The sequence below is a fragment of the Roseovarius litorisediminis genome (assembly GCF_900172295.1).
GTDB classification, from domain to species: Bacteria; Pseudomonadota; Alphaproteobacteria; order Rhodobacterales; family Rhodobacteraceae; genus Roseovarius; species Roseovarius litorisediminis.
In genome coordinates, this window is record NZ_FWFL01000005.1 from 54047 (window position 1) to 66369 (window position 12323).

General features: G+C 53.3%; 14 protein-coding genes. 5 read left to right on the plus strand and 9 right to left on the minus strand.

The features are described 5' to 3' along the window. Positions 1 to 125: 125 nt before the first annotated feature. Entirely contained in the window at positions 126 to 635 is a 510-nt protein-coding gene (gene dalA / locus PEL8287_RS10660; protein WP_085892392.1) for a divisome-associated lipoprotein DalA, read from the plus strand. Between the two features lie 12 nt (positions 636 to 647). On the opposite strand, the gene PEL8287_RS10665 is transcribed toward dalA, so the two are convergent. From PEL8287_RS10665 to hslO, 5 genes are all read right to left on the minus strand, one after another. After that, complete coding sequence (locus PEL8287_RS10665) at positions 648 to 1145, minus strand: L,D-transpeptidase family protein (protein WP_085892393.1); 498 nt, start codon at positions 1143 to 1145, stop codon at positions 648 to 650. A gap of 81 nt (positions 1146 to 1226) precedes the next feature. Next, positions 1227 to 2450 carry a class I SAM-dependent RNA methyltransferase gene (locus PEL8287_RS10670; RefSeq protein WP_085892394.1) on the minus strand — a complete coding sequence of 408 codons (1224 nt, stop codon included), beginning with the start codon at positions 2448 to 2450 and terminating at the stop codon, positions 1227 to 1229. 42 nt (positions 2451 to 2492) lie between these two features. After that, positions 2493 to 3638, minus strand: a complete 1146-nt coding sequence (locus PEL8287_RS10675; protein WP_085892395.1) for a CCA tRNA nucleotidyltransferase — start codon at positions 3636 to 3638, stop codon at positions 2493 to 2495. Then, the gene (locus PEL8287_RS10680) at positions 3635 to 4234 is read right to left on the minus strand and encodes a CoA pyrophosphatase (protein ID WP_085892396.1); all 600 of its coding nucleotides are present in this window, start codon (positions 4232 to 4234) and stop codon (positions 3635 to 3637) included. Before PEL8287_RS10680 ends, PEL8287_RS10675 begins: the two co-directional genes overlap by 4 nt. Beyond that, on the minus strand, positions 4227 to 5222 hold the full coding sequence (gene hslO, locus PEL8287_RS10685; RefSeq protein ID WP_085892397.1) for an Hsp33 family molecular chaperone HslO: 996 nt from the start codon (positions 5220 to 5222) through the stop codon (positions 4227 to 4229). The genes PEL8287_RS10680 and hslO overlap by 8 nt, the downstream gene beginning before the upstream one ends. A gap of 77 nt (positions 5223 to 5299) precedes the next feature. Here hslO and PEL8287_RS10690 point away from each other — a divergent pair, with 77 nt between their 5' ends. Next, entirely contained in the window at positions 5300 to 5743 is a 444-nt protein-coding gene (locus PEL8287_RS10690) for an NUDIX hydrolase (protein WP_085892398.1), read from the plus strand. Here the strand turns inward: PEL8287_RS10690 and PEL8287_RS10695 are convergent. Then, positions 5718 to 7007 carry a PP2C family protein-serine/threonine phosphatase gene (locus tag PEL8287_RS10695; RefSeq protein WP_085892399.1) on the minus strand — a complete coding sequence of 430 codons (1290 nt, stop codon included), beginning with the start codon at positions 7005 to 7007 and terminating at the stop codon, positions 5718 to 5720. The genes PEL8287_RS10690 and PEL8287_RS10695 overlap by 26 nt on opposite strands. A gap of 137 nt (positions 7008 to 7144) precedes the next feature. On the opposite strand from PEL8287_RS10695, the gene PEL8287_RS10700 reads away from it, so the two are divergent. Next, positions 7145 to 7477: an Hpt domain-containing protein gene (locus PEL8287_RS10700; RefSeq protein WP_085892400.1), complete on the plus strand. Its 333-nt coding sequence runs from the start codon at positions 7145 to 7147 to the stop codon at positions 7475 to 7477. 22 nt (positions 7478 to 7499) lie between these two features. Here the strand turns inward: PEL8287_RS10700 and ilvA are convergent, their stop codons facing one another. Further along, a complete protein-coding gene (gene ilvA, locus PEL8287_RS10705; protein ID WP_085892632.1) occupies positions 7500 to 8738 on the minus strand; it encodes a threonine ammonia-lyase IlvA in 1239 nt (412 codons plus the stop codon). A gap of 141 nt (positions 8739 to 8879) precedes the next feature. Between ilvA and PEL8287_RS10710 the strand changes: the two genes are divergently transcribed. After that, positions 8880 to 10106, plus strand: a complete 1227-nt coding sequence (locus tag PEL8287_RS10710; RefSeq protein ID WP_085892401.1) for an argininosuccinate synthase — start codon at positions 8880 to 8882, stop codon at positions 10104 to 10106. 126 nt (positions 10107 to 10232) lie between these two features. On the opposite strand, the gene PEL8287_RS10715 is transcribed toward PEL8287_RS10710, so the two are convergent. Next, the gene (locus PEL8287_RS10715) at positions 10233 to 10445 is read right to left on the minus strand and encodes a hypothetical protein (RefSeq protein ID WP_139837770.1); all 213 of its coding nucleotides are present in this window, start codon (positions 10443 to 10445) and stop codon (positions 10233 to 10235) included. 287 nt (positions 10446 to 10732) lie between these two features. Between PEL8287_RS10715 and msrA the strand changes: the two genes are divergently transcribed. Further along, positions 10733 to 11401: a peptide-methionine (S)-S-oxide reductase MsrA gene (gene msrA, locus PEL8287_RS10720; protein WP_085892403.1), complete on the plus strand. Its 669-nt coding sequence runs from the start codon at positions 10733 to 10735 to the stop codon at positions 11399 to 11401. Positions 11402 to 11446: 45 nt separating this feature from the next. On the opposite strand, the gene PEL8287_RS10725 is transcribed toward msrA, so the two are convergent. Then, a complete protein-coding gene (locus PEL8287_RS10725) occupies positions 11447 to 12316 on the minus strand; it encodes a ribokinase (RefSeq protein WP_085892404.1) in 870 nt (289 codons plus the stop codon). Positions 12317 to 12323 lie beyond the last annotated feature (7 nt).

Here is a 12323-nt window from a genome sequence, read left to right on the forward strand (position 1 = left end):
ATGTCCCGAAAGACGCAATCGCAAATCAAACAAGCGTTATTCCGCAAAGATACGCGGAACTGGGTTTGAAACACAACGCGACCCAAGATAAAGCTCGGGGAACAACAAATTCGGGTGGCTTAAATATGGCGCGTATTCTTATCCTGATTCTGACTACGATCTTGACGTTGTCGGCCTGTACGGCCCCGGAACCACAAATTGGTTCAGATGGAAAGCCACTCCCTAAATTATACCGTATCCGCGCCGGTGACACATCCAGAGTTCAGTTCAGTATGTTGGATTCTGTTAATTCTCTTCGACAGGCGGCGGGTCACGGAACTGTTGATCTGGATGCAGCCCTGAATGCCGCTGCGGCGACTCATTCACGCGATATGTCGGTCCAGAACCGGCCGTGGCATTTCGGCTCTGATGGCTCATCCCCAATCGACCGTGTGCGACGTGTCGGCTATTCTGGAAACCTTGTAGGTGAAAATATTTCGGAAACCTACGAAACCGAGCTGGAAACATTGGCGGCCTGGATGGAAGAGCCGGGCACGCGTCAAGTTATTCTGGCACCGGATGCCCGCAAAATGGGTTTCGCCTGGCTGCAGGAAGACAATGGTAAAATCTGGTGGACACTGGTGATGGGCGATTAACGCGCCAAAGCATCACGGAGTGATTGTAACCAGCGTTCCGTCCTTAACCATCGCATAAATATCTTCCATCTCCCTATTCTTGACCGAGATACACCCGGCCGTCCAGTCAGGGCCGATACCGCTGCGTTTGTTGGGGCGGCCATGTATAAAAATATCTCCGCCCGGGTCTCGGCCGACGGCCCGCGCCTTGGCGATATCTCTTTCATTGGGATAAGAAATACCAATCGACAAATGGAAATCACTGTTCGGGTTGCGCCGGTCAATAAGATAGCTCCCTTCAGGGGTCTTGCCGTCGCCTTCAAATTCTTTGTGACCGTTTGGTGCAAATCCCAGATCAACGTTATAGGATTTCAGCACTTTTTCATGATGCAGAAGAAACATTTCGCGCTCGCTTTTGTCGACGATCACACGAGTTACTTCGGGGCCGTTGTAGGTCTTGAATTTAGACTTAGTGCAACCTGTTAAGCCTGAAGCCAGCGCAACAAGCACCATAGTTTTCAAAATTCGCATTTTCTTGCCGTTTTTTATACTGCTCGAGTGGGACTTTAATACTCTGGTCTCGAGACAATCGGACAGTCTTTTTTCCAATATTCAAGTGGAATTGATCGCAAACCCCGCGACCGTCTCGATATGTGTCGACCAACGAAACTGATCGACCACCCGAATTTGATCCATCCCGTACCCCCCGGAAATCAATGTTTTTGCATCACGCGCAAAACTGGCCGGGTTGCAGGAAACATAAGAAATCCGGGGAATCTTGGCCTTTACCATCTCGGAAATCTGTGCCGCTGCCCCAGCGCGGGGCGGATCAATCACGGCAGCGTCAAACTGCTGCAGCTCATCAGGTAAAAGTGGCTGTCGAAACAAATCGCGCGCCTCACAGCTGACTTCCTTCAGCCCCTCTGCCTTTCGCCACCCTGCATAAAGGGCCTGCATCATCGCGTGACTGCCCTCAACTGCATGAACGGCACTATGTATTGCCAGCGGTAGCGCAAATGTTCCGCAGCCGGCAAATAAGTCAACAATCCGTCCCGCACTGGAAAGAAATTGCGTTACATCGGCCAGCAGGGCCGCTTCGCCTTGCGGCGTGGCCTGCAAAAACGCCCCTGGCGGAGGGACAAGTTTAGCACGGCCAAAGGCCTGTTCCGGCTGACAGCGGGTGGCAATCACCTCATCCTGCCAGCACAAACGCGCCAACTGATGCTTTTCAACCAACGCCGCCAATTCAATTCTCAGGGGGCCATCCAATGGCTTTCCACCCAGTACGTGAATATCCAGCCCACTCAGCGAGAGCGTCGCTGAAACAGACAGGTTTTGTTTGCGGCTGGCTCCGGTCAGTGCAAGCGCCTCGGCCACGGGAAGGGCAGCCAGCAGATCCGGATGCAAAAGCTGACAATCAGGAATTTCAACAATCACATCTGATTCTTTTGCGTGAAATCCTGCCATCGCGCCTTTTTTTGTACGGCGCGCTGCCAGGGTGGCACGGCGACGCGACAATGGCGGCGAAACAGCGATTGGTAGAAAATCGGCTTCGATCCCATAGGCTGCTAATGCCGCACGAACCACGTCGACTTTCCATTCAGCCAGAAAATCATCAGTGGCGTGTTGAAGCTGACAGCCGCCACAAGCTTTGAAATGGCGGCAAGGTGGTGCAACACGATCAGGCGAGGGAGTTTCAATTTTGACATCGCGCAAACGCTGACCTTCGGGCACTCCTGTAACCACCTCTCCCGGCAGGGTGAGTGGGGCAAAGATCGGGCCATCAGCGATGCCATCGCCCTTATGGCCCAGTCGGGTGATTGTATACCGATTCATGCCCAGTTGATTAACCTGCCCGGAACCTACGTTAAAGGGCGCTCACAGAAGGTGATCGCGGGTTAGCTCAAACCCGGAATTAATCCAGCGCTGCTCCAGCTCTTTCAGCCGGGCCCCAAGGGACGGCCCGGAATAATCCGGCATCAGGTCCTGCGCAGTGATTGGAAATTGCATCGCAGAACCTTTTTCAAGGTCAGACTGCATGCCCAATGGAACCGACTGTTCCAGTAACGCAGCGCGGGCCAAAAGGATATCACGACCCAGATCAACGCCACAGCGATAGCCTAGTTCTGCCGCTGACATCATATTTTCAACACCCGCTGTTATTTGCAACAAGCGGCGCGCCTGATCCTTGCTGAGGCGCAGCCGATCGGGAACCTCCTGACCGCCAAGAACAGCCAATCGGCGGATACTGTCAGGTGCAACTCCGGCCAGATTTTCGAAATGAATCAGTGGTCCGAGTGCCCTATCGTCTGCTGTGGGCAGAATGCAATGTAGCACGCCAGTCGCCCGCATGGCTGCAACCGAGGGCGCGGGATCGGGTGACGCCAACAACTTGATCACCTCACCCCCGACCCGCTCTCGAGACAATCCCTGCATGCCATCCAGATGTGCAGCCACAGCAGCCAGGCCTTCACTATCAAGCCCTTGATCCGGATCGCCATACCAGGCGTGAAACCGAAAGAACCGCAGAATGCGCAAATAATCCTCGCGAATGCGTTGGCCGGGATCCTCGATAAACCGGACGCGCCGGGCACGCAGGTCATCAACCCCCCCTAACGGATCAATAACTGTGCCGTCAGGTTGGGCGTAAAGTGCGTTCATTGTAAAATCCCGACGTCGCGCATCCTGGCAAATTTCAGTGGAATAGGCGACAACCGCATGACGGCCGAAAGTTTCGACATCCTCTCGAAAGGTTGTCACCTCATGCGGGATATGGTCTGCGACAACCGTTATGGTACCGTGATCGATGCCAGTTGGTATCGCCTTCAAGCCGGCGGCCTCCATCAGTTTCATAACCGTTTCGGGTTTCGCGTCTGTTGCAATGTCAATATCGCGCACCGGCTTATCCATCAGCGCGTTACGCACGCATCCACCCACAAAAAGCGCCTGATATCCCGCCCTTTTAAACACGCGGCAAACCTGCTGGGTTGCTTCTACTTCAATCCAGTCGCCTGTGACTTTCATATTTGATTCGCTGCATCTGCCATGGCCCGCAGGATACGCGCGGTGGCACCCCAGATGTAATAGGGGCCAAAAGGCACTGTGTAGTACCGGCGTGATGCACCGCGCCAGCGACGGGCTTGAATCTGGAACAGTGCCGGATTCATTACATGATTCAAAGGTACTTCGAATACCTCATCCACTTCACCTGGTTCCGGAATGGGAATAAATCTTTGTTTCACCAGGGCGACTACCGGCGTCACATCAAAGCCTGTCACTGTTTCATGCGAAGGCAAAAGACCCAGTACATTGACATTCGCCGGGTCCAGGCCAATCTCTTCGCTGGCTTCGCGCAGGGCCGTAGCGATGATATCCTTATCGCCCGGGTCTTGCTTGCCGCCCGGAAAGGCAATCTGGCCGGGGTGGTGTTTCAATGCGGATGATCGCTTTGTCAAAATCAAACGAGCACTGTGGTCCGCACACAGTATCGGCACCAAAACGCCAGCGGGCCGCAATTTACGCCCCGCTGGCAAAACCACTTCGGGATTCAGGTCATAGTCAGTAGACGCCACACCCGGCCCATTGATAGCCGCCATTACAGGTGCAATGGGATCAGGCATCGTCACCAGACGGTTGGCCCGCCTCGAAACCCAAAGTCTTGGGGTCGAGTGTGTAATTTGCACCACAAAATTGACAATCTGCAGTGACGACCCCTTCGGGTGTCGTCATTGTCGCAAGGTCCTGGGCCGAATAGATTGACAGGCTGTTTCGCACCCGTTCCTCCGAACAGGTGCATCCAAATCTCACCGGCTGCATGTCAAATACCCGCGGTGTTTCATCATGAAAGAGCCGTACTAACAAGTCGGTTGGAGCCAAGGACGGGCCAATCAATTCCAGGGTTTCGACAGTGTCCAAAAGCAAATTCGCACGGTTCCAGTTTTCCTGGTCGTCACCATCAACGATATCCAAGGCCGCCAGCAAACCATTTTCGCCGGTCGCACCACCCTGCGCAAAAGGTGATGCCTGGGGCATGTGTTGAAGCATCACGCCACCAGCCCGCCAATGCTCGGCTGTATCTGCCTCGGTTGATTTTCCAAAACTTAGGTTGAAACGCGTTGGCAACTGCTCGGATTGGGCAAAGTAAGCTTCTGCGCAGGCACTTAACCCATCACCAGCGATTGGTGTGATGCCCTTATACGGCTCTGTTCCCTTGCCTTGGTCAATCAGCACAGCGAAATATCCTTCGCCGACCTGATCGAACGGTGTGCCTTCGGTAATCCGGTCTGGGTCATAACTGGCGTAGGCGCGGATACGTGCAGGTTCACCTTCGACCGTAGGCGCGTAATAATCGGTGGCAATCATCCGGACCGCGCCCTTGGATTGCACCTGCAAAGACAATTTCCAGCGTAGCTTGACCGTCTGGCCAATCAACGCCGTAAGCAGAGCCATTTCTGCCACCAGCGCTTCAACTTTTTCTGGGTAGTCATGCTGTTTCAGGATGCCATCCAATACACCATCCAATCGGGCAACACGCCCGCGAATATCTGCATTGTCCAGCTGGAACGGCAATACCGTGTCGTCCCAGGCGATTTTCTGTCCGAGTGTCATGGGGTTTCCTTGTTCGCCGTAACTTGGCATATCGCGACTATATAGGCAGGGCAATATGCGGTCCAAGGGGGCAAGTGATGATCAGACGGTTCGGCGAGACACCAAAAATCGACATCCGGTATCAGCAAAGGGCCGGAGTTTATGCGATTCTACCTTCTGGAGGTCAGCTTTTGCTGACCCATCAGGCCGAACCCGAACCCGAGCTGCAACTGCCTGGCGGCGGTATCGATCCCGGCGAATCGCCAATACAGGCACTGCATCGCGAAGTTTTCGAGGAAACCGGTTGGCGAATCGCTCAGCCCCGCCGATTGGGTGCATTCCGCCGGTTCACTTTTATGCCTGAATATGACCTTTGGGCCGAAAAGATTTGCACAATCTATGTTGCCCAACCCATACGTCCTTTAGGCCCACCGGCCGAAGACGGGCACTTGGCCCTATGGGCCAGCCCCGAGATGGCAAGTCAGGAACTGGCCAATCCAGGTGATCGGTATTTCGTCAGCCAGATAATGGGCTGGGTTTGAATTCCAGCAGCACCGCCGAAACATCGTCTGCAAAATCCTCATCCCCGGCAAAGTCGGCCAGTTTCCAGACCAACGACTCCAGACATGCCATACCATGTGTCTGCCGCAGGTCACTAAGAATGCCCCCCAATCCGGCGTCATCCAGCATTACGCCGGACGGGTCCGAGCATTCAACCACACCGTCAGAGTGGATCATCAAGCGATCAACAGCACGCATAATTATTTCAAACTGTTGATACTCGGCCCCATCAATCAAGCCTACCGGAAGGCCGCCTGTCCCCAAAAATTCAACTTCCCCGTTTGCGCGCTGAAGCGCTGGATAGGGGTGACCTGCCTGTGCCATTATCACTTTGCCAGTTTCCAGATCTACATCAGCCAACAACAGCGTAAAGTAGTGCTCTGTTTCCATTTCATTCAGGATAAGACGGTTGAGAGTGGCAATCGTTTCGGCGGGAGGACGCAGGACGTAGCGACCCTTATCGGTCTTCCGCAGCGCCACGTTCTGGTCCGGGGCACCAGCCGACAGATATCCGGCAAGCCGCGCCGTCATCAGCGCCGAACTAATGCCGTGGCCCGATACATCTAACCCATAAAGGCCAACATGTTTCGCCCCGACCGGGAACATGCCCACCAGATCACCGCCCACATGACCACTGGACCTTAAAAGTAGCGATACATCAGCCGGGCCCAAATCACGAAATCGGTCACGAACCAGAGATTGCTGAAGTTTTTTGGCCTCAATCAGATCACTGTCCAGCGAATCGTAAAGGGATTGAAGCTCATCCAGTGTGGATTTGATCAACCGGTTTTTCTCGGTCAGTTCCCGTTCCATTCGAAGGATACGATCACCCGCAGATATACGCGCCCGAAGCTCAGCCCCATTTACGGGTTTGGTCAAAAAGTCATCGGCACCTGCATCAAGCCCGTGAGCAACTTCATCCTTTTCACTTTTTGACGTCAGTAAGATAAAATATCCGTATTTTTCGCGCGTCATCCGCCTGAATTCACGGCAAAATTCCAACCCGTTCATGCCAGGCATCATCCAATCGCTCATCACAAGATCGGGTGGCCACTTTTGGCATATGTCAAGCGCTTCGGTCCCAGATTCGGCTTCGCGCACCTCGAACCCCCAGCGCTTGAGCATCGCCGTCAAAATTCGCCGCTGCATACGGCTGTCATCGACAACCAGCACTTTTCGGACGACATCACTGTGCCGGCCCGGATTTTTGATTTCATGTACCCTTTGTCGCACCGATACCACCATCACTTGTAACACCCCACAAGTAGGGTGGCGGCCTTAACACCGCGTGAATATTAAAATTGGCAACAACTCTCTGGTTTCTTAGAAGAATAATTAGGGTTCAAGTGTCAGGATAGTGCCGTTGAAAAAAGGGTTATCTAATGATCGACTGGAACAGGGTATCCCAACTGCGGGAAGAAATTGGCGCCGAAGATTTTGGCGAAGTTGTTGAATTGTTTTTGGAAGAAGTCGAAATGGAGATCACTAAAATGCGCTGCGGAAAATCGGCCGAAACGCTTGAATCTCAACTGCACTTTCTGAAAGGCAGCGCACTTAACCTTGGTTTTACAGATTTTTCAACGCGCTGTCAGAAAGGGGAAACCGCTGCAGCAAATGGCCAGTTGAATCAGATTGACCTTGCAGGTGTCCTAGCAAGTTATGAGGCTTCTAAAGCTCAATTTCTAAAGGCCCTCAATCGCGTAACGGCCACATGACATGGATTGCATGCCTAAAGCGCTAAATTAAAAACTCTGACAAAACTTCATCATTGGTAATATCCCGATAGTCGAACCCCGCCGCCTCAAGCTTGGTTTGGATATGCGCAAAGTTTTCTGCACGGCTTGTTTCAATGCCGATCAGCACAGAACCAAAATTCCGGGCTGATTTTTTAAGGTATTCAAACCGGGCGATATCATCATCGGGGCCCAGCATATTCAAAAAATCCTTCAATGCACCCGGGCGCTGCGGCATACGTAAAATGAAGTATTTTTTCACTCCTGAAAACCGCTGCGAGCGCTCTTTTACTTCAGGCAAACGCTCAAAATCGAAATTCCCACCAGAAGTTACACAAACCACGGTTTGACCCCGGATCGCGTCACCTAAATCTTTGAGTGCATCAACCGCAAGTGCGCCAGCAGGCTCTAAAACGATACCTTCGACGTTCAGCATTTCCAGAATGGTTGTGCACAGTCGGTCCTCATCAACGACGATCGCGCGTTCAGGGTCCAAGTCAGAAAGACGTGCAAATGTCTTTTCCCCAATCTGGGCCACGGCAGCGCCGTCCGCAAAATTATTTATATGTTTCAATCGGGTAGGCCTGCCCGCCGCTAGTGCCGCTCCAAGACAGGCGCCGCCGGATGGTTCGACCAGTGTTATTCGACATTCGTCGCCGACATATGATCGCACACCGGCTGACAAACCACCGCCGCCCACCGGCATAATAATGTGATCGGGCAGTCCGCCCAGTTGCGCCTCAATTTCGACCGCTACCGAGGCTTGACCTTCAATCACATCTTCATCGTCAAAAGGTGACAAAAAATGCCCCTTTATTTCGGCGCAATAAGCCTGCGCGGCCCGAAGTGTGTCGTCGAAATAATCACCCGTCAGGCGGATCGACACGGCATCACCACCGAAAATTTCCGTTTTACCTATCTTCTGCTGGGGCGTTGTTACGGGCATGAAAATCACGCCTTTGACCCCAAAATATCGGCACATGAACGCCACGCCCTGCGCGTGGTTACCGGCGCTGGCGCAAACAAACTGCGTTGTTTTTGGTTTATTTTCCAGTACTTTACGCATAGCGTTGAACGCCCCGCGCAGTTTGTAGGAGCGTACCGGCGTCAGATCCTCGCGTTTCAGCAGGATGTTGGCATGATAACGGTCGGACAGGTGTTCATTGCGCTGCAATGGCGTCATTTCAAAAACATCGCGCATTGCATATTCGGCGGCTTGGGCAAAGGTGCGAAAATCGGTCATAAGCCCGTGATTGGCGTAATGTTTCACCTGTGACAAGGGGTTGAGGCAAAGCATACATATGAATACTGCCGTCGCCGCGTCTTGCCCCGTGCGCAAAAACCCGGTAAGCGCCGGGCGCATGTCCGTGAGAAAGGGAAACTGATGTCTGCGCCCAAGAAAGTTGTGCTGGCCTATTCCGGTGGTCTTGATACCTCGATTATTCTGAAATGGTTGCAGACAGAGTATGGCTGCGAAGTGGTGACATTCACCGCTGATTTGGGCCAGGGTGAAGAACTGGAACCCGCGCGCCAAAAGGCAGAGCTTCTTGGAATAAAGCCAGAAAATATCTATATCGAAGACGTACGCGAAGAGTTCGTACGCGATTTTGTGTTCCCGATGTTCCGCGCCAATGCCGTATATGAGGGGCTGTATCTGCTGGGCACATCCATTGCCAGGCCCCTGATTTCAAAGCGTTTAGTTGAGATCGCGGCAGAAACCGGCGCAGATGCTGTGGCACATGGGGCGACCGGCAAAGGCAACGATCAGGTACGATTTGAACTAGCGGCCTATGCACTGAATCCCGAGATCAAAGTGATTGCACCCTGGCGCGAATGGGATCTGACCAGCCGGACAAAACTGCTTGATTTTGCTGAAAAAAATCAAATTCCCATCGCCAAGGACAAGCGCGGCGAAGCACCGTTCTCAGTGGATGCGAACCTGCTGCATACCTCAAGTGAAGGCAAGGTTCTGGAAGACCCGGCCGAGGCTGCACCAGATTACGTTTACCAGCGCACCGTACACCCCGAAGATGCGCCGAGTGAGCCGGAATTCATCGAAATCGGCTTTGAAAAGGGTGATCCAGTTAGCATCAACGGCGAAGCGCTTAGCCCTGCTAGCATATTGACAAAGCTGAATGAATTTGGCGGAAAGCATGGCATCGGCCGGCTTGACCTGGTCGAGGGGCGCTTTGTGGGCATGAAATCGCGGGGCATCTATGAAACCCCCGGTGGCACCATTCTGCTGGAGGCGCATCGCGGAATCGAGTCGATCACCATGGATCGGGGTGCCATGCACCTGAAAGATCAACTGATGCCGCAATATGCCGAGCTGATATATAACGGCTTTTGGTTCAGCCCGGAACGCGAGATGTTGCAGGCAGCCATCGACAAATCACAAGATCATGTGACTGGCACCGTTCGCCTGAAGCTTTACAAGGGCCTTGCCCGCACGGTTGGGCGCTGGTCGGAACATTCTTTGTATTCCGAGGCACACGTGACGTTCGAAGATGATGCAGGCGCATACGACCAGAAAGACGCCGCTGGATTCATTCAGTTGCAGGCCCTGCGCCTAAAGCTGCTGGCAGCGCGGGATCGTCGACTCAAGCGCTGACGATTTTGTACGGTCTGTACGTTTTGCACGTGGATTTCGTACAAAATCCGGGTTGTTCAGGATGGGTGCGTACAAATTGTACATGACGTCACACCGGACAACACCAAAATGCCGGGATTGTGATGTTTACCAGGTCTCTCGCAAGTAAAGACGCGCTGTTTTGGTATAAGTCTGCAGGTCCTCTGTTTGGAAAAGGTTGTCCGGATCTGAATCTGCTGCGCCCTCGAATTCAACTTCGGGTTCAATGTCAATAATATCCGGTTCGTCAGAGTTGCCCACCTGTGCGGTTTTAACGATCACTTTTGCCTTTGACGTCATCTCGTCAAATTGCCCATTCACAATGTAACCTCCGGCGGGATCGTATTCGACAAGCTGCGGGTCAAACTGTTGCAGAGCTTCCGCCCGCCAGGCAATCCTTTCCGGGTACGGGGCACACAAAACGCCATTTTTTGCGAGTTTCGGCTAAATACATATCAAAAAGGTCCCGCTTGTGACGATTCAAATATTCATAGCGGGACAATACAAAGGGATAAAATTGCATCACCAAGCTGTGATTTCTCTGGGTCGTGAATTGGCGCGCGCAGCAAAATCAGACAGGTTGGGTACATGTTCAGGAGGGTTTGACCATGAGATCACAGGCGAAAGATATCAAGGCCGCGATTTTGGCAGTGTTGATCGTGGTAGGGTTTTGCGTGCACTCGAACAAGGCCGCGGCGGCAGGCAACAAGGTTCTGACCGTCGCAGGGGGCTGTTTCTGGTGTGTGGAATCCGATTTCGAGTCAGTGAAAGGCGTTGCCGAAGTGGTTTCCGGCTTTACTGGTGGCAGTTTGAAAAACCCAACCTACAAAGATGTCGTTCGTGGTGGCACCGGACATTATGAGGCAGTCCAAATCACCTATGACCCCGGTCAGGTGAATGCCGGGCAACTTTTGGAACTATTCTTTCGGTCGATTGACCCGACTGATTCCGGCGGGCAATTCTGCGACCGTGGGGACAGCTATCGGACAGCAATTTTTGTGTCGGACCCAGAAGACCGGAAATATGCAGAAATGGCCAAAGCCGAGGCGGAAATGGCCCTTGGGCAAAAAATTGTGACGCCGATACTGCCGGAAAAGACATTCTATAAAGCAGAGGACTACCATCAGGATTACTATAAAGGCAAAAAACTGGTGGTAACCCGGTTTGGTCTCAAGCGCCAATCGGAGGCCTATAAACGGTACCGCAGTGCATGCGGTCGTGATGCAAGGGTCAGGCAACTGTGGGGTGAAACGGCCCCGTTTGCCGGCAAGCACTAAAGCGTTTCGGTTTCAATCTGAGGTGCGGCTTAATCTCGAAACGCTTTAGTTCAGAAAAGCCAGTACCTGATCAAGCTTTGGGATGGCTTTGGTTGTCCCTTTTTGTTGAACCTTCAGCGCCGCAGCGGCAGCAGCCCGGATCAGGGCATCCCTTGGAGGAAGGTCTTGAGACAGGCCTGCGATCAGATATCCGGCAAAGGTATCTCCTGCACCGGTAGTGTCGATCGGTGTGACTGAGAAGGCTGGAATTGAGACTGTTTCACCGCGAACCCGGTCGATCCATGTCGCACCTTTTGATCCACGGGTGATCAGGATGCGCGGCACGGGGATATCCTCGACCGGCTGAGACAGCGCCTTTGAAAGCTGTTGCGCCTCGACCGAATTAAGAAGCAACACGGAGATATATGGTAGCACGGCACGAACCGCATCAACTTCAAACGGTGCGGCTGAATAGGCAACAGACATGCCATGGTCGCGGGCTATTCTGGCGGCGTCGATCTGAAGCGAGGTTTCGTTTTGGAGCATCAGCCAATCGCCAGACCGGGCCGAGGAAAGGGCGGGCTCAAGACACGTTGGATCAAGCATCCGGTTGGCGCCTGGAAAAATCACAATGGCATTTTCGCCCAACGCATCAATTGTAATGATGGCGTGGCCCGAGGGGGTAGGTATCCGCGCGATATGTTGAGTATCGACGCCAAGCTCGGTCAGTCGATCGACCATCCATGCGCCACCGGGCCCGACCGCCCCAATATGACAAACCTTTGACCCCGCGCGTACCGCCGCCACCGATTGATTGGCGCCCTTGCCGCCCAGATCGGTTGAATAGTCTATAGCGGTAAGGGTTTCGCCCGGAGTCGGCAAATGCGGCACCCGGTAGAAATGATCGGCGTTGATGGAGCCGAGATTGAAGATCATTCGCTGT

Bases quoted from the DNA above. Each gene is read 5' to 3' on its own strand.
- dalA (WP_085892392.1), top strand. From the start codon at position 126: ATGGCGCGTATTCTTATCCTGATTCTGACTACGATCTTGACGTTGTCG.
- PEL8287_RS10665 (WP_085892393.1), bottom strand. From the start codon at position 1,145: ATGCGAATTTTGAAAACTATGGTGCTTGTTGCGCTGGCTTCAGGCTTA.
- PEL8287_RS10670 (WP_085892394.1), bottom strand. From the start codon at position 2,450: ATGAATCGGTATACAATCACCCGACTGGGCCATAAGGGCGATGGCATC.
- PEL8287_RS10675 (WP_085892395.1), bottom strand. From the start codon at position 3,638: ATGAAAGTCACAGGCGACTGGATTGAAGTAGAAGCAACCCAGCAGGTT.
- PEL8287_RS10680 (WP_085892396.1), bottom strand. From the start codon at position 4,234: ATGCCTGATCCCATTGCACCTGTAATGGCGGCTATCAATGGGCCGGGT.
- hslO (WP_085892397.1), bottom strand. From the start codon at position 5,222: ATGACACTCGGACAGAAAATCGCCTGGGACGACACGGTATTGCCGTTC.
- PEL8287_RS10690 (WP_085892398.1), top strand. From the start codon at position 5,300: ATGATCAGACGGTTCGGCGAGACACCAAAAATCGACATCCGGTATCAG.
- PEL8287_RS10695 (WP_085892399.1), bottom strand. From the start codon at position 7,007: ATGGTGGTATCGGTGCGACAAAGGGTACATGAAATCAAAAATCCGGGC.
- PEL8287_RS10700 (WP_085892400.1), top strand. From the start codon at position 7,145: ATGATCGACTGGAACAGGGTATCCCAACTGCGGGAAGAAATTGGCGCC.
- ilvA (WP_085892632.1), bottom strand. From the start codon at position 8,738: ATGACCGATTTTCGCACCTTTGCCCAAGCCGCCGAATATGCAATGCGC.
- PEL8287_RS10710 (WP_085892401.1), top strand. From the start codon at position 8,880: ATGTCTGCGCCCAAGAAAGTTGTGCTGGCCTATTCCGGTGGTCTTGAT.
- msrA (WP_085892403.1), top strand. From the start codon at position 10,733: ATGAGATCACAGGCGAAAGATATCAAGGCCGCGATTTTGGCAGTGTTG.
- PEL8287_RS10725 (WP_085892404.1), bottom strand. From the start codon at position 12,316: ATGATCTTCAATCTCGGCTCCATCAACGCCGATCATTTCTACCGGGTG.